The following is a 21,846-nucleotide window of genomic DNA, read 5'->3' as shown; positions in this document are numbered from 1 at the left end:
CTCACCGACCCTGCGCGCCGGGCGCCGCCCGGCCGCCCGGCCGGTGCGTCACCCGCCGGGCCAGTCTCGCGCGAGAGCCCTGCCCCCGCATCCGACGGATCCGGGGGCAGGGCTCTGGCCTGCGGTTACGGGGGGTGTGGCTCTAGGCCGGCCGCGGGGGGCTGACCCGGCCCTGGAGCAGCCGGGACAGCGAGGCGTGCACGTCCTCCACCGAGCGGTGCGGCTGGAAGGACAGCCAGTCCAGCGCGGCCACCAGCACCATGCCGAGCAGGGCGGAGGCGGTGAGCGGGATGTCGAGCTCGTCGCTCAGCTCGCCCGTGGCGACCGCGTCGCGCAGCACGGACTCGACGACGGCGACCGCCCGGCCGCGTACGGATTGCAGGGTCGGCTGCCAGACCCGGTTCGTCCGCCACAGCTCGGCCACGTACAGCTGGGTGAGGGAGGGCGAGCCGGCGATGAAGTCCAGGCCCGCGCGGATCATCGCGTCCAGCGCGTCGACCCGGGTGCCGCCGTCCGCCCGCACCGCCCGGTCGGCGGCCTCCTGGAGGGAGGCGGCGAGCAGGTCGACGCCGTCCCGCAGCAGCTCCTCGTACAGGACGTTCTTGCTGGCGAAGTTGTAGTAGACGGTGCCCTTCGCGACGCCGGCGCGCTCGGCGATCTCGTCCACGGTGGTGGCGGAGAAACCCTGTTCGGCGATGAGCGTGACCGCCGCGTCGAACAGCTTGCGCCGGGTGGCGCCGCGGCGCGGCCCCGGGCCGGGGGCGGCGCCGCGAACGACGCCGCCCCCCTGCCCCGCGAGGTGCTCGGTACGCACGCTCACAGGCTCAGTTCCGGGTGCAGGTCCTTCATCCGTACGACCTGCCGGCTGCGCGCGGTCAGCGACGTGAGCGCCAGCGCGCCGACCGTGAAGGCCGCCAGAACGATGGAACCCTGCCACACGATGCCCAGGTCACCGCCGGTGATGAGCCGGCGCAGGCCGTCCACCACGTAACTCATCGGCAGGAACGGGTGGATGGCGCCGAAGAAGCCGGGGCTGGTCTGCACCGGGTACGTGCCGCCCGCCGACGTCAGCTGGAGCATCAGCACGACGAGCGTCAGTACGCGGCCCGCCGGGCCGAACTGCGCGCCGAAGAACTGGATGATCGCGGTGAACGCCGCCGTCGCCAGCAACAGGAAGCCGATGGTGGCTCCCGAGCGTGCCATCTCCAGGCCGAGGCCCCAGTGCAGTACGGCCATCAGGGCCAGCACCTGCACGACGCCGATGGCGAAGGCCGGCAGCCAGGAACCGAGCGCGATGCGCCAGCCCGGCGCCCCCGCGGCGAGCGCCCGCTTGCCGAGCGGCGCGAGCAGCATGTACGCGACCATCGCGCCGACCCACAGGGACAGCGGGATGAAGTACGGGGCCAGACCGGTGCCGTAGTTGGGCGCCTTGTGCATGGACTTCGATGCCAGCTCGACCGGGTTCGACATGACCTCGGTCCGCGCGTCGCGGTCCTTCTTGTCGTAGTCCGGGATCTGCGCGACACCGCTGTCCAGCTTGCCGGCGAGCTGGTTGGAGCCGTCCTTGAGCTGGTAAACGCCGCCCTTGAGGTCGAGCGCGCCGTCTTCCAGCTTCCCGAGGCCATCGCCGATCCGTCCGGAGCCGTTCTTGGCGTCGCCGATGCCGTTGTGGACCTTGCCAGCACCGTCGGCGAGGTCACCGGCGCCGTTGGCGAGCTTGCCGTTGCCGTCGGCGATCTTGCCCGTGCCGTTCGCCACCTTGCCGCTGCCGTCGGCGAGCGCGCCGACGCCCTGGACATACTGCCCCACGCCCTGGGAGACCTTCTGGGCACCGGCGTTCAGGTCGTTGATCTGGCGGATCGCGGTGTCCGCGTTGTCGGCGATGCCCGGGGCCTTGTCGGCGACCAGCTCGGCACCGCGGTGCAGCTCGCGCAGCTGGGTGCGGAGGTGCTGGAGATCCATCCTGGTCACGACGCCGTTGACCTTCTCCGCCGCGTCGGCGGCGATGGCGGTGCCCGCCGCGATGCCCTTCAGCTTCGCGCAGTCGGCCTTGCCCGTGTCGGCGCCACCGCAGCTCTCCTGGTAGAGGGACCGGGCGTCGTCGGCGTTCTTCCGCGCCTGAGCAGCAGCCTTGGCGGAATTCTGCGGCAGCTTGCCGAGGTCCTCGTCGAGAGCCTGGCTGAGGTCGGCGACGACGCGTGCCTTGTCGCCGATCTCCTTGCTGTGCGCCTTCAGGAAGGGCAGGTCCTTCTTGGCGATGCCGTTCACCTTGTCGGCGAGCTGCTTGGTGCCGGCGGCGACCCGGTCGGCGCCGTCGCTGAGCTGCTTGCCCTTCGACTTGGCGGTGCCGAGACCCGCGTTGAGTTCCTCGGCGCCCTTGTTCACGGCGCCGGCTCCCTTGCTCAGCTCACCGCTCTTGTCCCGCAGCGTTCCCGCGCCCTTGCTCACATCGCCGGACCCCTTGTCCAGCTTCCCCAGGCCGTCGGTCAGCTCGCCGTTCTTGTCCTTGGCCGTACCCAGGCCGTTCGCGAGCTTGTCGGTGCCGTCCTTGGCCTTGCCCAGACCCTCGTCGATCTTGCCCGCGCCATCCGCGGCCTGCTGCGTCTTGTCGTGCAGGTCCGAGAACGACACGAAGATCTTGTCGAAGAACTCGCGCGACGACTTCGCCGAGGTCTTGGCCCGGATCTCGGAGAAGATCGTCTTGGAGATCGAGCCGACGATGTAGTTGTTCGCGTCGTTCGTGCGGACCTGGAGCGCACCGGTCTCCGGGTGGTCGCCGGAGCTGGAGGCGATCCGCTCGCTGAAGTCCTCAGGGACGGTCAGGGAGAGGTAGTACGTACCGTTCTCGACGCCCTTCTCGGCGTCGGCGGAGCTGACCTCCTCCCAGTTGAAGGTCTTGCTGTCCTTGACGTTCTTGACGAGTTCGTCGCCGGCCTGGATCTTCTTGCCGGCGGCGGTGGCGCCCTTGTCGTCGTTGACGAGCGCGACCGGGATCTTGTCGAGATTGCTGTACGGATCCCAGAACGAGCACAGGTACAGCGCGCCGTACAGCAGCGGGATCAGCATCAGGGCGACGAGGCCCAGCCGGGGGAGCTTGCCCCTGCCGAAGCGCTTGAGCTCAAGCGCGGCGAGCTTCGGCGAGCGCATGGGCTGCTTCCTCCTCGTGGATGTCGGTCGGACCGGCCGTGCCGGTGGTCGAAGTGGGTGCGGGGGCGGCGGGCTCGGCGGTCGCCGACGCGGTCCGGACGACGATCGCGTCCTTCGGTGCGTTGCCGGTCGCGGCCACCACGGTCGTGCCGTTCAGCGCCAGGTCCCGCAGCATCTGCCAGACCTGGGAGCGTTCGTCGGCGGAGAGTTTGAGGTCGACGTCGTCGATGGCCACCAGCCGCGGGCCGTGCATGACGGCCAGCGCGACCGACAGCCGCAGCGCCTCGATGCGCTCCAGGTCCCGTACCGCCGTACGCAGTCCCTTGGGCAGCGTGGCCGGGTCCAGGCCGACCGCCGCGAGCGCGGCTTCGACGCGGGCCCGCGTCTCCTCCTTGTAGCGCCGCCCCCAGGGCAGCCGGGCGCCGAGCGAACCGGCCACCCGGCGGCCCAGCAGGGCCTGTTCCTCCAGGTGTTCCGCGGCGGTCAGGGCCGGTTCCAGGTCGGCGATCCCGGGGACGTGCGCGATGGCGGTCAGGCTGCGCACCGTTCCCATGCGCTTGGGGAGGGGGAAGCCGGCGACCGTGGCGTGGCCCTCGGCGATCTGCATGCGGCCGGTGAGCGCCAGTAGGAGGCAGGTGCGGCCGGAGCCCGACGGGCCCTCGACGGCGATCAGCGAACCCGGGTCGGCGGTGATGCTGACGTCTCTGAACGCCCACCCCCGCGGGCCCTTGACTCCGATTCCCCTGGCGTTGACCGCCGCCCCCTGGCGGGTGGTGTCCACGGCCCCTCCTTTGTTCTGACTGGTCAGTCTAAAAGTGTGCCGTACGGACCGGCCTATTGACCAATCGGCGCGCGATCCTGTGAACTCCGTCATGTGGCGGGTGGGGCGCTCCGATGCTTTTGGGGCGTTTGTTGGTGATGTTCTCGGTGTGATCTGTGGTGCAGTTGCGTCACGGAGGGCACCGGCGGACACGTACGACGGAGACCGATGACTCACTCGGCCAAACTGATCGCCCCGCTGCTCGCGGGAACTCTCGTCGCGACGCTGCCATCGGCGTCGGCATCCACACCGCCCTCGCCCGCGGCCACCGCGTCCGCGGAAACGCGGCCCGCGCAGTCCGCCGCATCGTCCAGTGCCTCCTGCGCGCCGCAGGATCTGGCGCGCGCCCGCACCGGAAACGGCGACGGCTGGACCCCCACCGCCACCCGCATCGACCCCGGGGACGGCCACCACGCCTTCGTCGGCAACGGCTACCTCGGCCAGCGAATAGCTCCCAACGGAACGGGATACACGGCCCCGGGCGAAACCACCGGCTGGCCGCTGAAGACGCCGCGCTACGACGGCTCCTTCGTTTCCGGCCTGTACGCGCGCGGACCGGAGAACCTCAAGGGCCGCCAGGCCATCGCCGCGCTGCCCACCTGGACGGGCCTCGACGTCACCGCCGACGGCGACCGCCCGCAGACCTTCGACTCGGGAACCCCGGCGGGCCGCATCTCGAACTACCGCCAGACCCAGTTCATCCGCTGCGGCCTGGTCCGTACGTCACTGACATGGACGGCCGCCGACGGCCGCGCCACCGACCTCGTGTACGAGGTGCTCGCGGACCGCACCAGCGCGCACACCGGTGCCGTGCGGCTGCGCATGACGCCGCACTGGGGCGGCCGGGCCACTGTCACCGACCGGCTCGACGGGCGCGGCGCGCGCCGGATGTCGCAGACCGGCGGCGGTGCGCGGCCGGGCGGCCGGACGATGGACGTCACCTTCCGTACGGACGGCACGAACACGGACGGCGCGGTCGCCTCGGCCCTGCGCCCCGGACCCCAGATCTCCGCGCAGCGCGCGACGACGCAGCGGGCGGGAGCCGCGAAGGACCTGGGCAACCGGCAGAGCGTCACGTTCCCGGTGCAGTCCGGACGCAGCTACGAGCTGACCAAGTACGTCGGCGTCGACACCGCCCTCACCTCCCGTACTCCGCGCGCCGCCGCGACCCGGGCCGCGCAGCGTTCCGCACAGCGGGGCTGGGACGCGCTGTACCGCGAACACGCCGCGGCCTGGCAGAAGCTGTGGCGTAGCGACGTCGAGGTGCACGGACGCGGGCAGCGGGACATGCAGGCGTGGGTGCGCGCGGCCCAGTACGGGTTGCTCTCCAGCACCCGGTCCGGAAGCCGCGACAGCATCAGCCCGGCCGGACTGACCAGCGACAACTACGCGGGCGAGATCTTCTGGGACGCCGAGACCTGGATGTACCCGGGACTGCTGGCAGCCCACCCCGACCTCGCCAAGTCCATCGTCGAATACCGCTACCAGACCCGTGCCGGCGCCGCCGCCAACGCGAAGAAGCTGGGCTACAAGGGGCTGTTCTACCCCTGGACCAGCGGCAGTAAGGGCGACCTGTGGAACGAGTGCCACAGCTGGGACCCGCCGCACTGCAAGACCCAGAACCACCTGATGGGCGACGTGTCACTGGCCGCCTGGCAGTACTACCTCGCCACCAAGGACACCGCGTGGCTGCGTGACCGCGGCTGGCCGGTGATGAAGGGCATCGCGGAATTCTGGGCGTCCCGCGTCACCCGCAACGCCGACGGCAGCTACTCGGTCAAGAACGTGGCCGGGCCGGACGAGTACAGCAACGGAGTCGACGACGGCGTCTTCACGAACGCCGGCGCGGTCACCGCGCTGCGCAACGCCGGCCGGGCCGCCGAACTTCTCGGTCAGCAGGCCCCCGCAGCATGGAAGGACATCGCCGACCGCATCCGCATCCCGTACGACGCGAAGAACGAGGTCTTCCAGCAGTACGACGGGTACAAGAACACGATGATCAAGCAGGCCGACACCGTGCTGCTCATGTACCCGCTGGACTGGCCCATGTCGCAGCGCGCCAAGGTCAACACGCTGGACCACTACGCCGGGCTCACCGACCCGGACGGCCCGGCCATGACCGACTCGGTGCACGCCATCGCCGCCGCCGGGGCCGGTGAGGCGGGCTGCTCCACGTATACGTACATGACGCGTTCGATCAAGCCGTTCGTCCGCGGGGCCTTCGGGCAGTTCTCCGAGGCGCGTGGCGACAAGGCGGGCGCGGGCGACCCGCACGCCGGATCGCCCGCGCAGGACTTCCTGACCGGCAAGGGCGGCTTCCTGCAGACCTTCACCAACGGGCTGACCGGGCTGCGGATGCGCGAGAACGCGGTGCGCCTGGACCCGATGCTGCCGCCGCAGCTGTCCGACGGCGTCACGCTGCGCGGGCTGCGCTGGCAGGGGCGTACGTACGACGTGGAGATCGGCGCGCACAGCACGACGGTGCGGCTGACGGCCGGTGCGCCGATGCGCGTCGAGTCGCCCGAGGGCGAGCGGGTGGTGAGCCGGGGCGTGCCCCTGACGCTCAAGACCCGCCGCCCCGACCTCACGCCGACGGACAACGCGGCCCGCTGCCGGACGGCGTGGGCCACTTCGGAGGAGCCCGGCATGTACGCGGGCGCCGCGGTGGACGGCAACGCCGCCACCTCCTGGGTGCCGGACGGCCCGGACGGCAGCGTGACCGTCGACCTCGGCAAGCCCTCCCGCATCGGGCAGATCACCCCGCGCTGGAAGGGCGGGGTACCCGACTCGTACGTCGCGCAGGTCTCGATGGACGGCAAGCACTGGTACGGGACCGGATACGCCGGACGGACGACGGCCCGCTACGTACGGCTGACGGTGCACGGCGCCGAAGCGGCGAAGGGCGGCCGGCGGCCCGGCCTCGCCGAGCTGACGGTGCAAAAGGCGCCGAAGGAGTAAGCACCGGGCCGGGAAGGCCGACACGCTGGTGGTCAGGGGGTCCGGGGCTGCCCGGGCCCGGACCACCAGCGCGGTCCGGGCCGTCGTTGACCTGGACCAGAAGTGACCAATTCTTCCCCTGAATGAGACATCCGTGACCACTTCCGTCACATAGTGTCCGGACACGCACGGTGTGTCTGACCTGGGGAGGGAACTGTGCGTACGGGCGTGAAGTACGTGGTCGGCGGAGTGGCTGCCGCGGTGGTCGGGGTGGTCGGCGTAGGCGCGTACAACGTCTACGAGGCGTTCAGCGGAGACTCGGCGTCCGACGGCGCGCCGGCCGGTGCCGCCGCGTCCAGACAGACCGGGCCACCGTCCGGGGAAGAGGTGCGCGACACCGCGCGCGACTTCCTCGCGGCCTGGAGCAAGGGCGACGTGGACAGCGCCGCACTCCTCACGGACAACGCCGAGGGCGCGCGCCAGGCCCTGAACGGCTTCCGGACCGACGCGCGCGTGTCGAAGGTGACCTTCAAGGCGGGGGAGAGCGCCGGCGACAAGGTCCCCTTCCACGTCACCGCCGAGCTGGCGGTCGGCAAGGAGGAGGACGAGGGGGCGCACACGACCTGGGCCTACGATTCGGCGCTGCGGGTCGTACGCGGCAAGACCACCGGCAAGGCCCTCGTCGACTGGCAGCCCACCGTGGTCCATCCCGGCCTGCGGCGCGGTGAGAGCCTGCGGACCGGCTCGGACGGCGCGCCGCCCGTCAAGGCGGTGGACCGCAACGGCACCGAACTGGACGCCGAAGAGCTGCCGTCACTGGGCCCGATCCTCCCCGCCCTCCGGGAGAGCTACGGCAAGAAGGCCGGTGGCGTCCAGGGCGTCGAGGTACGGGTGATCGGCGAGGGCGGCGAGCCCGGCAAGACGCTGCTCACCATCGTCAAGGGGCGCCCGGGGACGCTCCGTACGACGCTGGACGCGAAGGTGCAGCGGGCGGCCGAGGCGGCGGTCAAGGATTACCGCGAGGCGTCGGTCGTCGTGGTCAAACCCGGCAGCGGTGACATCCTCGCGGTCGCCAACCACCGCTCCGACCAGTTCAACGCGGCCTTCCAGGGCCGGCTGGCGCCCGGCTCCACGATGAAGGTCGTCACGGCGGCGATGCTGATGGAGAAGGGCCTGGTCTCCGCGGGCAAGAGCGTCGAGTGCCCGAAATACGCGTCGGCGGGCGGCCGTTCCTTCCACAACCAGGGCATGTTCCAGATCAACGGCGGCACGTTCTCCGACAGCTTCGCGCGCTCCTGCAACACCGCCTTCGTCGGCCTGGCGGACCGGGTGTCGGGCGCGGACCTCAGCAGCGAGGCCCAGGACGTCTTCGGGCTCGGCAAGGACTGGAAGGTCGGCATACCGACGTTCGACGGCAGCGTGCCGCAGAGCGACGGCGCGGAGACGCCGGCGTCGCTGATCGGCCAGGGCCGCGTCCAGGCCAACCCGCTGAACATGGCGTCCGTCGCCGCCACGGCCAAGGCCGGGTACTTCTCCCAGCCCGTACTGGTGTCCCAGGAGTTGGACGACCGGCCGATCGCCCACGCGACCCGGTCGCTGCCGCCGTCGGTCGCCGCCCAGTTGCGGGCCATGATGCGGCGTACCGCCGTCAGCGGCACCGGAGCGCGGGCGATGGCCGGGCTCGGCGGCGACATCGGCGCCAAGACCGGTTCGGCGGAGGCCGACGGCCAAGGCGACGCCAACAGTTGGTTCCTCGGCTACCGCAACGACGCCGCGGCGGCCGCGGTCGTCCAGCAGGGTGGTCACGGCGGCGACGCGGCGGGCCCGATTGTCCGAAGGGTGCTCGCGGCGGGCCGCTGAGGGGAAGGGTCGACACTGGGGCGTGCCCGCGTCGGGGCCTGCCCGCAGCCCGGGGCGCGCCCGCCCCGGGCCGTCGACGAACGGGAGGACCCCCTCGTGCGCGTACGTTCCGCGGTTGTCCGTGCCACCGCAGCAGTGCTGGCCGCCGGGTGCCTCACGGCATGCGCCGAAGGGAGCCCGCCGGCGGCCTCCGGACCGGCCGCCCCCGAGGCGGCCCGTTCCGCCGCCTCCGGACCGGTGACGTCGGCGGGCTCCGCGCGTGCGCACGGGGGCGGCCGCTGCTCCCCGGCCGTCTCGGTCGACCGCTACTCCGACGCCCTGGACAAGACCACGTTCCACGGCACGTTCGTCGGCAACCTCTCCGCCCTAGCCCGCGACACCGACGGCTCCATCGCCACCCTTTCCGACCGCTCCGCGCTGATCGGCCTGGACGCGAAGAGCAACCGCCCCGTGCGCACCGCGCCGCTCGCCGACGAGAAGGGCGCCGCCCTCGACGCCGAAGGGCTGGCCGTCGAGCCCGGCGGCGGCTACCTCGTCTCCTCCGAGACCGAGCCGTCCGTACGGCGCTACGACCGCTCCGGCACGCTCCTCGGGCGGCTGCCGCTTCCCGGCGCGCTGCGCGTCGCGCCGGCCGGCCGCGCCCAGGCCAACCAGACTTTCGAGGGCCTCGCCCTCCGTCCCGGCGGCGGCACTCTGACCGCTTCCATGGAGGGACAGCTCACCGGCGACGGCAAGGACGCGGCGGGCCGCCCGCTGCTGCGCTTCCAGACCTGGCAGCGGCGCGGCGGCCGGTCCGGCTCCGCCGCGTACCGGCTGGGCACGCAGTACGCGTATCCCGTGGACGCGGGACTGGGCGTCTCCGAGATCGCCGCCCTCCCCGACGGCCGGCTGCTCGTCCTGGAGCGCGGCTTCACGGCCGGCGTCGGCAACACCGTGCGCCTTTACCTCGCCGACCCGAGCCGGGCGAGCGACGTCGGCGGCGTGGCCGGGCTGCCGGGTGGCGAGGCCGTACGCCCCGCCCGCAAGAAGCTCCTCGCCGACCTCGGCGCCTGCCCATCCCTGGGCGCGCCCGCCCACCAGCCGCAGGCCAACCCGCTGCTGGACAACATCGAGGGCATGGCGGTCACCGGCCGCGCGCCCGGCGGCCGGCTGCGCCTGCTCCTGGTCAGCGACGACAACGAGAGTCCGAAGCAGATCACCCGCCTGTACGGCCTGACCGTGCGGCCCGGCGGCCGCTGAGCCGCGCCGCCACCCGGGCAGGACGGCCGAGCCCGCCCCTGTAACGGCGTCCGGATTGTTGCGACGGGATGAAATCCGCTGCCCACGGCGTTGTTGCCTCCTGGTGAACGACGAAACGCGGGAGGCAGGGCGTGACGGGGACGGGGTCCGAATCAGCGAGACAGGGCTGGGCGCGGCGGTTGACGCGCCTGTGCTGGCAGTACAAGAAGGACGTGCTGCTCGCGCTCGGCTCGTCGCTCGCGGGGATGGCCGTGATGGCCCTCGTCCCGCTCGTACCGAAGCTGATCATCGACGATGTGATCGTCAGCCATGAACGGCCGCTCGCGCCGTGGGCGACGCTGCTGGTCGTCGCCGCGCTCGCGGTCTACGCGCTGACGTACGTACGCCGCTACTACGGCGGTCGGCTGGCGCTCGACGTGCAGCACGACCTGCGGACCCGGATGTTCCGGTCGATCGCGCGGCTGGACGGGCACCGGCAGGACGAGCTGAGCACCGGGCAGGTCGTCGGCCGCGCCACCAGCGACCTCCAGCTCATCCAGAGCCTGCTGTTCATGCTGCCGATGATGATCGGGAACGTGCTGCTCTTCGCGATCTCGCTGGTCGTGATGGTGGTGCTCTCACCGCTGCTCACCGTCGTCGCGCTCGCCGTCGGCCCCGCCCTGTGGTTCATCGCCCAGCGCAGCCGCAAACGCCTCTATCCCGCCACGTGGTACGCGCAGGGGCAGGCCGCCGCCGTCGCGGGCGTCGTCGACGGCGCGGTCTCCGGCGTACGCGTCGTCAAGGGCTTCGGCCAGGAGGAGCAGGAGACCGGCAAGCTGCGCACGGCCGGCCGCCGCCTCTTCGCCGGCCGGCTCCGCACCGTACGTCTCAACGCCCGCTACACCCCCGCCCTCCAGGCCGTGCCCTCCCTCGGCCAGGTCGCCATGCTGGCGCTCGGCGGCTGGCTGGCCACCAACGGGCAGATCACCCTCGGCACCTTCGTCGCCTTCTCCACCTACCTCGCGCAGCTCGTCGCCCCGGTGCGGATGCTCGCGATGATGCTGACCGTCGGGCAGCAGGCCCGCGCCGGCGTGGAGCGGGTCTTCGAACTGATCGACACCGAGCCGGTCATCGAGGAGCACCCGCAAGCGCGCGAACTGCCCGCCGACGCGCCCGCCACCGTCGAGTTCGAGCACGTCTCCTTCGGCTACGGCAACGGCCGTCCCGTCCTGGAGGACTTCTCGCTGCGCATCGAGCCCGGCGAGACCGTCGCCGTCGTCGGCACGTCCGGCAGCGGCAAGTCCACCGTCTCGCTCCTGCTGCCGCGCTTTTACGACGTGACCGCGGGCCGGGTGCTGGTCGGCGGCCACGACGTCCGCGAGCTGTCCCTGGAGTCGCTGCGCGCGGCCATCGGCCTCGTACCGGAGAACAGCTTCCTCTTCTCCGACTCCCTCCGCGACAACATCGCGTACGGGACGCCGGACGCCAGCGACGAGCAGATACGTATCGCCGCGCGTGCCGCACAGGCCGACGGCTTCATATCGGCCCTCCCGGAGGGGTACGACACCGAGGTCGGCGAGCAGGGCCTGACCCTGTCCGGCGGCCAGCGCCAGCGGGTGGCACTGGCCCGCGCGATCCTCACCGACCCCCGGCTGCTGGTCCTGGACGACGCGACCTCCGCCGTCGACGCCCGGGTCGAGCACGAGATCCACGCGGCGCTGCGCGGCGTGATGGCGGGCCGTACGACGCTGCTGATCGCGCACCGGGCCTCCACGCTCGCCCTCGCCGACCGCGTCGCCGTCCTGGACGGCGGCCGGCTGGTCGACATCGGTACGCGCGAGGAGCTGGAGGAGCGCTGCGAGCTGTACCGCCGGCTGCTGACCGACCCGGAGGAGCTGGGCGCGGCCGAAGACGGCCCGGCGGACGAGGCAGCGGCCCCGGCCGGGTCCGGAGGCGCGCCGGACCGCGCCGGCCGCCCGGGCTTCGGCGGCGAAGCCGCGGCGAACGGCCTGCTGGAGCGCCCGGCCACGGCGTACCCCGGCGCCGCTCCGGCCGCGGCAGCCCCTGACCACCGGGTCGACGGCGTCACCCCGCACCTGTGGGTACGCGCCGACAGGGAACCCGGCCAGACCGCCGCGACCCCCGACGCCGCCCCCGGCACGCCCGCCGATCCCGAACTGCTCGCCCAGGTCGCCGCGCTGCCGCCGGCGACCGACACCCCCGACATCGACGAGGAGCGGGCCGCGCGCCCGGAGAAGTCCTACGGCCTGCGGCGGCTCCTGCGCGGCTTCGGCGGCCCGCTCGCCTTCGCCCTCGCGCTGGTCGCCGTGGACGCGGTGGCCGGGTTGCTGCTGCCGGTCCTCATCCGGCACGGCATCGACGACGGCGTACGGCGCGCGCAGCTGGCGGGCGTGTGGACGGCCGCCGGGTTGGCCCTGTTCGTCGTGCTCGCCCAGTGGGTCGCCCAGATCGGCTCCAACCGGATGACGGGCCGCACCGGCGAACGCGTCCTCTACTCGCTGCGCGTCAAGATCTTCGCGCAGCTCCAGCGCCTCGGACTCGACTACTACGAGCGCGAGCTGACCGGCAAGATCATGACGCGGATGACGACGGACGTGGACGCCCTGTCCACGTTCCTGCAGACCGGCCTGGTCACCGCCGTCGTCTCCGTCCTGACCTTCTTCGGCATCCTCGTCGCCCTCCTGGTCATCGACGTCCAGCTGGCCCTGGTCGTCTTCGCCACCCTCCCGCCGCTGGTCATCGGTACGTACTTCTTCCGCAAGCAGAGCGTGAAGGCGTACGAACTGGCCCGCGAACGCATCAGCGCCGTCAACGGCGACCTCCAGGAAAGCGTCGCCGGGCTGCGCATCGTGCAGGCCTTCCGCCGCGAGCGCAGCGGCGCCGACCGGTTCGCGGAGCGCAGCCACGCGTACCGCGCGGCCCGGGTCCGCGGCCAGTTCCTGATCTCCGTCTACTTCCCGTTCGTCCAGCTGCTGTCCTCCGTCGCCGCCGCGCTCGTCCTGATCGTCGGCGCGGGCCGGGTGGGCGAGGGCACGCTCACGGCGGGCGCGCTGGTCGCCTACCTGCTCTACATCGACCTGTTCTTCGCCCCCGTACAGCAGCTTTCGCAGGTTTTCGACGGCTACCAGCAGGCCGCCGTCTCGCTCGGCCGCATCCAGGAGCTGCTGCGCGAACCGACCGCCACACCGCAGGCCGACGCGCCCCGCCCGGTCGGCGAACTGGCCGGCGAGATCACCTTCGACGACGTGCACTTCCGGTACGGAGGCGCCGACGGCTCCGACGTCACGGCAATCTCCGGCATCGACCTGACCATCGAGGCAGGGCAGACCGTCGCCTTCGTCGGCGAGACCGGCGCGGGCAAGTCGACCCTGGTCAAGCTGGTCGCGCGGTTCTACGACCCGACCGCGGGCACCGTCCGCGTCGACGGCACGGACCTGCGCGAACTGGACCTGACCGGCTACCGGCACCGCCTCGGCGTCGTACCGCAGGAGTCCTACCTGTTCGCCGGCACGGTACGCGACGCCATCGCGTACGGGCGGCCGGACGCCACCGACGCCGAGGTGGAGGCCGCGGCCCGCGCCGTCGGCGCGCACGACATGATCGCCGGGCTCGCCGACGGCTACCTCCACGAGGTCGCCGAACGCGGCCGCAACCTCTCCGCCGGCCAGCGCCAGCTGCTCGCGCTCGCCCGCGCCGAACTCGTCGACCCCGACATCCTGTTGCTCGACGAAGCCACCGCCGCCCTCGACCTGGCCACCGAGGCCGCCGTCAACGAGGCGACGGACCGGCTGGCCGGCCGCCGTACGACGCTCGTCGTCGCACACCGGCTGACCACCGCGGCCCGCGCCGACCGGGTCGTCGTCCTCGACCACGGCCGGGTCGCCGAGGACGGTACCCACGCGGAGCTCCTGGCCAGGGGCGGCCGGTACGCCGAACTGTGGCGCACGTTCACGGGCGAGGAGGAATCGGTGGCGGCCTGAGGCCCCGGAGCCGGCCGGCCGACGGCCGCCGGACCGGCCCGGCACCGGTTCCGGAACGGCCGAACCACCGGCTCCCGTACAAACCGGACCACCGGCCCCCGCTCCGCAAAAGAGGGGGCTGGTGGGACTGTTGCCGCGCCGATAGGTTCACCCAGACCTTTGCTATCCCAAGGGGAGGGTGCAATGCGCAAGGCCATCAGATGCCTGCTGTCGCTCGCGGTGCTCATAGGCACGGCGAGTGCGGGCACGGCGTCGGCGACGGCGGCCACCGCCGCCAAGCCGAAGGCGACCGACATCAAGGACCGGATCCTGGCGATCCCGGGGATGAGTCTGGTCCAGGAGAAGCCGGCCGACGGCTACCGCTTCTTCGTCCTGAACTACACCCAGCCGATCGACCACCAGCACCCCTCCAAGGGGACCTTCCAGCAGCGGCTGACCCTGTTGCACAAGTCCGTCGACCGGCCCACGGTCTTCTTCACCTCCGGCTACAACGTCAGCACCGAAGTGCGGCGCAGTGAGCCGACGCAGATCATCGACGGCAACCAGGTGTCGATGGAGTACCGTTTCTTCACGCCGTCGAGGCCGCAGCCCGCCGACTGGACCAAGCTCAACATCCGGCAGGCCGCCAACGACCAGCACCGCATCTTCAAGGCACTGCACCGGATCTACGACCAGAACTGGATCTCCACCGGCGGCAGCAAGGGCGGCATGACGGCGACGTACTACCGCCGCTTCTTCCCCGACGACATGGACGGCACGGTCGCCTACGTCGCGCCGAACGACGTCGACAACAACGAAGACTCGGCCTACGACCGGTTCTTCAAGACCGTCGGCACGGCACAGTGCCGGTCCGACCTCGCGACGCTGGAGCGCGAGGCGCTGCTGCGCCGCGGCGAGATGGTCAACCGCTACACGAAGTGGGCGCAGGAGAACAAGAAGACCTTCAAGGTCGTCGGCAACGCCGACAAGGCGTACGAGGTCCTCGTCACGGACCTGGTGTTCGGCTTCTGGCAGTACCAGCCGGCCGCGACGGCCTGTGCCGAGGTGCCCAAGAAGACCGCCACCACGGACGAACTGTGGAAGTGGATCGACAAGATCGGCGGCTTCGACAGCTACACCGACCAGGGCCTTGAGGCCAACACGCCGTACTACTACCAGGCGGGCACCCAGCTCGGCGAGCCCGGCTACAAGTACGACCACCTCAAGGACCTGCTGCACTACCCGGGCATCAACAACTCGCGCACCTTCGTCCCGCGCGACATCCCGATGCACTTCCAGAAGAACGTCATGCGCGACGTGGACCGGTGGGTCCGGCACGACGCCGAGCGCATGATGTTCGTCAACGGCGAGTGGGACCCGTGGAGCGCCGAGCCGTTCCGGCTGGGCTCCGGTTCCGAGGACTCGTACGTCTTCAAGGTCGCAGGCGGCAACCACGGTGCGAACATCGCGAAGCTGAAGGAAGCCGACCGCAAGAAGGCGACCGAGGAGCTGCTCGACTGGGCGGGCGTCGAGGTCGAGGAGGGCGCCAAGGCGACTCCGCAGGCCCCGTTCGACAAGAAGCTGGACAAGCGCGACGTGACGGAGATGTCGATGCTGCGCCCGTGACACGGGACGGCTGACCGGCGGCCCGGTCCGGGGGACTGTGTCGTTCTCCCGGCCGGGTCACAGGCGGCGGGCGCACCCGATCGGTGCCCCGCCGCCCAGTTGTATGTACAGGGCTGTGTCGGCCGGGCAGGCGGCACGGGTACGGACCGCCGCCGTCACCTTGAACTGCGGCGCTCGGGACCCGGCCGCGTCGCACGCGGTCTCCTTCACCTGGCCCTCACGCAGCGTGCGAACGCAGTCGCCGACGATGGTGCGCGGGCCGCCACCCGCGCCCGGGTCGCCCGGATGAGGGGGGTCCAGGTTGCGCATGCAGGCGTAGCCCTGCGGCACCGAACCGTCGCCGTTCTCGTCGGAATCCGGGCGGTGCTCCCTGATGTGCAGGACGAAGTCCGTGCGGTCCGGGCACAGCGGGCCCTGTGACTGCGGGCCGTCGTACCGCGCCAGGACCTGGGCCGCGGCCTTCTCGCTGCGGCAGGACACTTCGTAGAAGACGGTACGCCCGCGGGTGCTGCACGTTCCGCGGGCCAGGAACGTGCCGGCGGGCGAAGGCGACGCGCTCTGGCCGCCGTCCTTGTTCGCCGCCTTGCCGCTGCCGTCGCGCTGGCAGGCGGGCAGCGTCACGAGGAGCAACGTGGCTGCCGCGCAGCCCAGCGCGGCACCGCCGCCGTGCCACCCGATCCCGCGCATCGCGGCCCCCCTGCGTCCCCCGGTGCGTGTACGCACAGCGTGTCCCGCGCATTCGGGCGCACGCCAGGCGTAACGGACGCATTGCGCTCCGGGTACGGGCCGCGCAGTACGCACCGCTGCGGGGCTCGCGGTACGGGGGCCGCACGGGCGTGTGCCACGTAAGTCGTGCGGGGCTCCGGTCGGAGCCCCGCTGAAACGTTCGGCCTGCCGCGTCGCTCAGTACGAGAGACCGTGCCCGAGCGGGTAGAGCACCGCGCCCGGCGCATCGGCACGCATCACCGGAACCGGCAGCTTCCCTTCCGGATCGCGCCGCCCGGCGATCACCCGTACCGCGGCCCGCAGTTCCACGTCCGCCCAGGAGTAGGCGGCCACCGACGCCCGTACGCCCGGCAACCGCGCGATGTCGTAGGGATTGCGGATGGCCAGCTGCACGACCGGCTTGCCGGTGGCGAGCAGCGCCGCGACCAGCGCGCGCTGTGACGAGGCCGCCGTGACGTTGTACGTCGCCACGACCACCGCGTCCTGTTGGCCGAGCGCCGCCACCGCCCGGTCGATCTGCTCCTGGGTGGGTGCGGTGCCGGTGGACAGCGCGGTAGCCGTGTAACCGAGCTGATTGAAGGTTTCTGCGAGGACCTTGGTGGGCGGTCCGCCGGTCCCGGACGGCGACGCCGGGTCCGCGCCGGCCACGAGCAGCCGCCGCTGCGCACGCCGGGACAGCGGCAGCAGACCGCCGTCGTTGACGAGGAGCGTCGTGGTGCGGTCCGCGATCCGGTCCGCGGTGGCCAGGTGCCGCCGCGTGCCGACCGTGCGGTCGACCGCGCGGTGCGTCGTGTACGGATCGTCGAGCAGCCCACGCCGTTCCTTGAGCCGCAGGATGCGCAGCAACTTCTCGTCGATGTCGCGCTCGGCCAGCTCGCCCGTCCGTACCGCCTTGAGGACGCCGGCGTAGGCGATGGCGATGTCGGGCGGATTGAGCAGCTGGTCGACGCCCGCCTTGAGGGCGAGCACCGGCACCCGGTCGTCGCCGTACTTGTCACGCACGCCCTGCATGCCGAGCGAGTCGGTCACCACCACGCCCTCGTAGCCGAGGCGTTCGCGCAAAATGCCGGTGAGGATCGGACGGGACAGTGTGGCCGGGTCCTCACTCGCGTCGAAGGCGGGGACGACGATGTGCGCCGTCATGATCGAATCGACGCCCGCCGCGATGGCCGCCCGGAACGGCGGCGCGTCCAGCCGCTCCCACTCCTCGGCCGTGTGCCGGATGTACGGCAGGCCGACGTGGCTGTCGGTGTCGGTGTCGCCGTGCCCGGGGAAGTGCTTGGCCGTCGCGGCGACCCGCGCGCTCTGGTACCCCCGCACCTCGGCGGCGACCAACCGCGCCACCGCTTCCGGGTCGGAGCCGAAGGACCGTACGCCGATCACCGGGTTCGCCGGGTTGACGTTCACGTCGGCGACCGGCGCGTAGTCCTGCCGGATGCCCATCGCGTACAACTCCTCGCCCGCGATACGGCCGGCCGTGCGGGCGTCGTCGCGCGAACGGCCGGCGCCCATCGCCATCGCGCCGGGGAAGAGCGTGGCGGGCGCGCCGATGCGGGCCACTATTCCGTGCTCCTGGTCGGTGGAGATCAGCAGCGGTACAGGTACGCGCTGTGCGGCGGCGGCCCGCTGGATGGCGTTGGAGAGGTCGGCGATCTGGTGGGGCTCGCGGGTGTTGTGTGCCCAGCCGAAGTAGATGATGCCGCCGAGGTGGTACTTGGCGATCAGTTCGGCCGCGTTGGAGACGCCCATCTCCTTGCGGTTGGCCTCGGCGTCGGCCGGGTCGGGATCGGTCGCGGAGTGCCCGTAGACCCGCATCACGAACAACTGGCCGACCTTTTCCTCCAAGTTCATCCGGGAGACCAGCCGGGCCGGGCGGCTGCGGGAGGCGGTGGCGCCGGAGGCGCGCGAGCCGGAAGCGACGGCGTGAACGCCGCCGCCGCCCGTACCGATGGCACAGGCGGCGGCTGCGGCGGTGGTCAGGACGGTACGTCTGGAGTGCATCTGCGCTCCTTCCGGAGGGCTTCCTCGCCGGGAGCAGCCCCGGCGGCGTGAAGGAAACTTCCAAGAAGTCACGGATAGTCGGAAAAGTTTTGCCGGTCAATGCTCGACGGCTCTGCCAGTCGGGGGACCGGGGCGCGCGGAGAGGCGGAGGCGGGGCGGCGGAACGTGTGGCCGCGTGGTGAGGCGGGCGCGGGGCGGCCTGACGGTGATCCGCCACCGGCGCGATGGAGGGGGGTGCACCGGTGGCGGGTGCTGCCGGCCGCAGGCGGCGGAGAGGGTGGTCAGCAACGCAGCCAGCAGCGAGGCCGACACCGCTCTGCGGGGTCACACAGCACACCGGTCTGACGGTCGGCGGGCCTGGGGGGTTCCCCGGTTCGGCCCAATAAGAGGAAATGGTACGGGTGTGGGGGGATGTGTTTCTGAGGCGCCTACGGGAGGCGCAGCGCGGCACCGGCGGCGCTTGGCGAGCAGGCGCGGGCGCGTGCCGAAGCGCCCGCGCTCAGGGCGTCGCCGACGCCACCAGCCGCTCCAGGTGCTCGCGCCCCGCGTTCAGCAGCGCCGGAAGGTCGGCGGCCCGGGGATACCAGCGCTTCTCGTACTCCCAGCACAGCCAGCCGTCCCACTGGGCACGGGCGAGCACGCCGAGACAGTCGGCCAGCGGAACCGCGCCCTCGCCGAGTGGCAGGGGAGCGGTGTCCTCGGCGGAAGCAGCGTCTTTGACCTGGACGAAGCCGAGGTAAGGGGCCAGCGCGGCGTAGGTGTCGACCGGAGCCTCGCCGGCGCGCCACGGGTGGAGTACGTCCCACAGGGCGCCGATGTTCTTGTGCCCCACCGGGCCCAGCACTCGCGCCGCGTCGGCGCCGCGGGGATGCGAGTCGTGGGTCTCCAGGAGGACACGTACGTCCCGTTCCGCCGCGAAAGGTGCCACCGCGGCCAGGTGCCGGGCCGCGTCCGCCTCGGCTTCTGCGGCCGGCCGGTCGGCGCCGCCGGGGAACACGCGGACGAATTTCGCGCCCAGGTCCGAAGCGAGCACGACCAACTCGGTCAGCTCCGCCGCCAGCTCCTCCTCTCCCCGCTCGTCATGGGCCGCGGCCACCCGCGCATACCCGGACACCGCCAGGATCTCCACCCCGGCTCCGGCGAACTGCTCGCGCACCGCGGCCCGTTCTTGCAGCCCGAGGCGCGGATGTACCGGTTCCTCGGTGTGGGCCCGCAGCTCCACCCCGGCGAACCCGGCGCCGGCCGCCAGCCGCACGACCTCGCCCACCGGCATCCCGGGCACTCCGAGAGTCGAGAACGCATATCGCATATCGCTCATGAGATCCATGTGAACACAAATCAGAGCGGCAAACGCCAGTCCTGGCCCACAAGCTCTTGGCCGAAGCTGTGGTGCGGCTTCTCGGCGGTCAGCTCGAAGCCCGCACGCTCGTACAGGACGCGCGCCGAGCTCAGTACGGAGTTCGTCCACAGGACCAGCTCGCGGTATCCGGTCTCGCGGGCGAAGTCGACGCAGGCGGAGACGAGCGCCCGCCCGGCACCGTGCCCGCGCGCTTCCGGCTCGACGAGGAGCAGTCGCAGCCGGGCCGTGTGAGGCGACGCCCCGTCCGTCTCCTCTGGAGCCGCTTCCAGGCCGCCCCGTACGCACATGACGGCACCCACCCGTTCGCCGTCCAGCTCGGCTATCCAGGTGCGGTCCCAGCGCGGGTCGTAGCGCTCGGCGTACTCGGCGACGATGCGGGCCACCAGCGCCTCGTAGCTGAGGTCGAAACCGTACTCCCGCGCATACAGGACGGCGTTGCGCTGCACCATCCAACCGAGGTCGCCGGGGTCCGGTCCGCGTAGGCGGAGCACCGGCTCCGGCCGCTCGCCCGCCTCGCCGAGCAGCTCCCGTATGGTCGCCATCGACTCCGTGAGGCGTGCCCGGTCAGGGCCGGAGAGGCGGTTCAGAAGCGTCCCCGCGGAGTCGCGGGAGCGGTCCTCCAGGAGGTCCGCGGTCGCGCGGCCGCGGCCGGTGAGGGTGATGCGCTGCCGCCGGCCGTCCCGCTCCGAGGGGCCGCGCGTGATCAGTTCGCTCTCCTCGAACCTGGCGAGCAGCCTGCTGAGGTAGCCCGCGTCGAGGGAGAGTGAAAGCCGCAGGTCGGCGGCGTCCACCCGCTGGGCGTGCGCGATCTCGTACAGAACCCGGGCCTCGGTGAGGGTGTACGGGGTGTAGAGGTGGCGGCCGTAGTCGAGTGCGCCTATGAGGTTCGTGTAGAAGCGGTTGAACCTGCGGATCTCCTGGACCTCTCGGCCGGTCATGGCCCACCCCCCCCGTCTTACCGTTGACCCAGTCAAGGTTGACTGAGTCAAGAGTAGGGCACGGAGGTCGACTCGCGCACCATCAACTCGGCGCGGATCGTGGCGATTCCCCCCGGCGGCGGCGCTTCGCGCCCCATCGCCAGCCGGCCCGCCCGCGCCCCGGCTTCCCGCAGCGGCAGCCGTACGGTGGTGAGCGCCGGGGCCGCGTCCGCGCTGAACGGCAGGTCGTCGAAGCCCGCCACGGAGATGTCGCCGGGTATCCGCAGGCCACGGTCGCGCAGGGCAGCGCACACACCGAGCGCGGCGGTGTCGTTGGCGGCCACGACGGCCGTCAAAGCCGCGTCCCTGCGCAGCAGTTCCAGCGCGGCGTCGTACCCGGCGGCACGGTCGTAGGCGCCGTGGACGGTGCGGTGGGCCGGGTCGGGGACGCCGTGCGCGGCGAGGGCGGCACGGTGGCCCTCCAGGCGGTGGCGGGTGGTGGTGCGGCTGTCCGGCCCGGCGACGTAGCCGATGTGCCGGTGGCCCAGCGTGATCAGGTGCTCGGTCAGCCGCCGGGCGCCGCCGCGGTTGTCGAAGGCGAGGGTGACGGGGGCGGGCACGGCGGGCTCCGGCCGTACGGGCGGGCGGCCGCACAGCACCACCCGGGTGCCGCCCGCGGCGAGCCGCGCCAGCCGGGCGGCCACGGCCGCCGCATGGTTGGGGTCCTCCACCGCTCCGCCGGTCATGACGACCGCGGCGGCGCGTTGGCGCTGAAGCAGGGTGAGGTAGGTGAGTTCGCGCTCCGGGGAGCCGCCGGTGTTGCAGACGACGGCCAGTTTCTCGTCGGCCGGCACGAGGCGGTGACCGTCGCCCGGTATGCGGCCTGCGCCGCCCGTGCGGAGAGGGGCGCCCGTGCGGCTCGTGCCGTTGTCACCCGTTCGGGTGCCCGTGCCGCCGCCTGTCCGCCGTTCCACCCCTCGGCTCATCTCGGCTTGCACGGCCGAGGCGATGACCCCGAAGAACGGGTCGGCGATGTCGTTGACGAGGAGGCCCACGAGGTCGGAGGTGGCGGCGGCCAACGCGCTGGCCGGGCCGTTGACCACGTACTCCAGGTCGGCCACGGCGCGTAGCACCCGTGCGCGGGTGCTCTCGGCCACCGGGTAGTTGCCGTTCAGTACGCGCGAGACGGTCGCCGTCGACACCCGTGCCCGCGCCGCAACATCCGCCAGCGTCACTGCCATCGGTCGCCCCACC

General features: G+C 72.0%; 13 protein-coding genes. 5 read left to right on the top strand and 8 right to left on the bottom strand.

All coding sequences use genetic code 11. From position 1 onward, the window contains the following. Positions 1 to 142: 142 nt before the first annotated feature. The 3 genes from ACH4K4_RS09765 to ACH4K4_RS09755 are packed head-to-tail and all read right to left on the bottom strand — an operon-like array spanning position 143 to position 3,928. Positions 143 to 820 carry a TetR/AcrR family transcriptional regulator gene (locus ACH4K4_RS09765; protein WP_398166065.1) on the bottom strand — a complete coding sequence of 226 codons (678 nt, stop codon included), beginning with the start codon at positions 818 to 820 and terminating at the stop codon, positions 143 to 145. Further along, the gene (locus ACH4K4_RS09760) at positions 817 to 3,147 is read right to left on the bottom strand and encodes a YhgE/Pip family protein (protein WP_398166064.1); all 2,331 of its coding nucleotides are present in this window, start codon (positions 3,145 to 3,147) and stop codon (positions 817 to 819) included. The genes ACH4K4_RS09765 and ACH4K4_RS09760 overlap by 4 nt, the downstream gene beginning before the upstream one ends. Then, positions 3,119 to 3,928, bottom strand: a complete 810-nt coding sequence (locus ACH4K4_RS09755) for an ATP-binding cassette domain-containing protein (protein WP_398166062.1) — start codon at positions 3,926 to 3,928, stop codon at positions 3,119 to 3,121. Before ACH4K4_RS09755 ends, ACH4K4_RS09760 begins: the two co-directional genes overlap by 29 nt. A 207-nt stretch (positions 3,929 to 4,135) precedes the next feature. On the opposite strand from ACH4K4_RS09755, the gene ACH4K4_RS09750 reads away from it, so the two are divergent. The 5 genes from ACH4K4_RS09750 (at position 4,136) to ACH4K4_RS09730 (ending at position 15,588) form a co-directional block, all read left to right on the top strand. Further along, positions 4,136 to 6,925, top strand: coding sequence for a discoidin domain-containing protein (locus tag ACH4K4_RS09750; protein WP_398166061.1), 2,790 nt, complete (start codon positions 4,136 to 4,138; stop codon positions 6,923 to 6,925). Between the two features lie 195 nt (positions 6,926 to 7,120). Further along, the gene (locus ACH4K4_RS09745; RefSeq protein WP_398166059.1) at positions 7,121 to 8,764 is read left to right on the top strand and encodes a penicillin-binding transpeptidase domain-containing protein; all 1,644 of its coding nucleotides are present in this window, start codon (positions 7,121 to 7,123) and stop codon (positions 8,762 to 8,764) included. A gap of 96 nt (positions 8,765 to 8,860) precedes the next feature. Continuing rightward, positions 8,861 to 10,003 carry an esterase-like activity of phytase family protein gene (locus ACH4K4_RS09740; RefSeq protein WP_398166057.1) on the top strand — a complete coding sequence of 381 codons (1,143 nt, stop codon included), beginning with the start codon at positions 8,861 to 8,863 and terminating at the stop codon, positions 10,001 to 10,003. 131 nt (positions 10,004 to 10,134) lie between these two features. Then, positions 10,135 to 13,983 carry an ABC transporter ATP-binding protein gene (locus tag ACH4K4_RS09735; RefSeq protein ID WP_398166056.1) on the top strand — a complete coding sequence of 1,283 codons (3,849 nt, stop codon included), beginning with the start codon at positions 10,135 to 10,137 and terminating at the stop codon, positions 13,981 to 13,983. 183 nt (positions 13,984 to 14,166) lie between these two features. Beyond that, positions 14,167 to 15,588, top strand: a complete 1,422-nt coding sequence (locus ACH4K4_RS09730) for a S28 family serine protease (RefSeq protein ID WP_398166055.1) — start codon at positions 14,167 to 14,169, stop codon at positions 15,586 to 15,588. A 57-nt stretch (positions 15,589 to 15,645) separates the two neighbouring features. On the opposite strand, the gene ACH4K4_RS09725 is transcribed toward ACH4K4_RS09730, so the two are convergent. From ACH4K4_RS09725 to ACH4K4_RS09705, 5 genes are all read right to left on the bottom strand, one after another. Further along, complete coding sequence (locus tag ACH4K4_RS09725) at positions 15,646 to 16,275, bottom strand: hypothetical protein (protein ID WP_398166053.1); 630 nt, start codon at positions 16,273 to 16,275, stop codon at positions 15,646 to 15,648. A 216-nt stretch (positions 16,276 to 16,491) separates the two neighbouring features. Then, positions 16,492 to 18,315, bottom strand: a complete 1,824-nt coding sequence (locus ACH4K4_RS09720; RefSeq protein WP_398166052.1) for a glycoside hydrolase family 3 protein — start codon at positions 18,313 to 18,315, stop codon at positions 16,492 to 16,494. A 499-nt stretch (positions 18,316 to 18,814) separates the two neighbouring features. Next, positions 18,815 to 19,624: a sugar phosphate isomerase/epimerase family protein gene (locus ACH4K4_RS09715; protein WP_398166321.1), complete on the bottom strand. Its 810-nt coding sequence runs from the start codon at positions 19,622 to 19,624 to the stop codon at positions 18,815 to 18,817. Positions 19,625 to 19,653: 29 nt separating this feature from the next. After that, a complete protein-coding gene (locus ACH4K4_RS09710; protein WP_398166050.1) occupies positions 19,654 to 20,613 on the bottom strand; it encodes a GNAT family N-acetyltransferase in 960 nt (319 codons plus the stop codon). Between the two features lie 47 nt (positions 20,614 to 20,660). Continuing rightward, positions 20,661 to 21,833: a LacI family DNA-binding transcriptional regulator gene (locus ACH4K4_RS09705; RefSeq protein WP_398166049.1), complete on the bottom strand. Its 1,173-nt coding sequence runs from the start codon at positions 21,831 to 21,833 to the stop codon at positions 20,661 to 20,663. Positions 21,834 to 21,846 lie beyond the last annotated feature (13 nt).

It is taken from the genome of Streptomyces sp. NPDC017529 (assembly GCF_044329785.1).
Lineage (GTDB): Bacteria > Actinomycetota > Actinomycetes > Streptomycetales > Streptomycetaceae > Streptomyces.
Note: the sequence above shows the minus strand (reverse complement) of the source record. Positions and strands in the feature narration are given on the sequence as shown.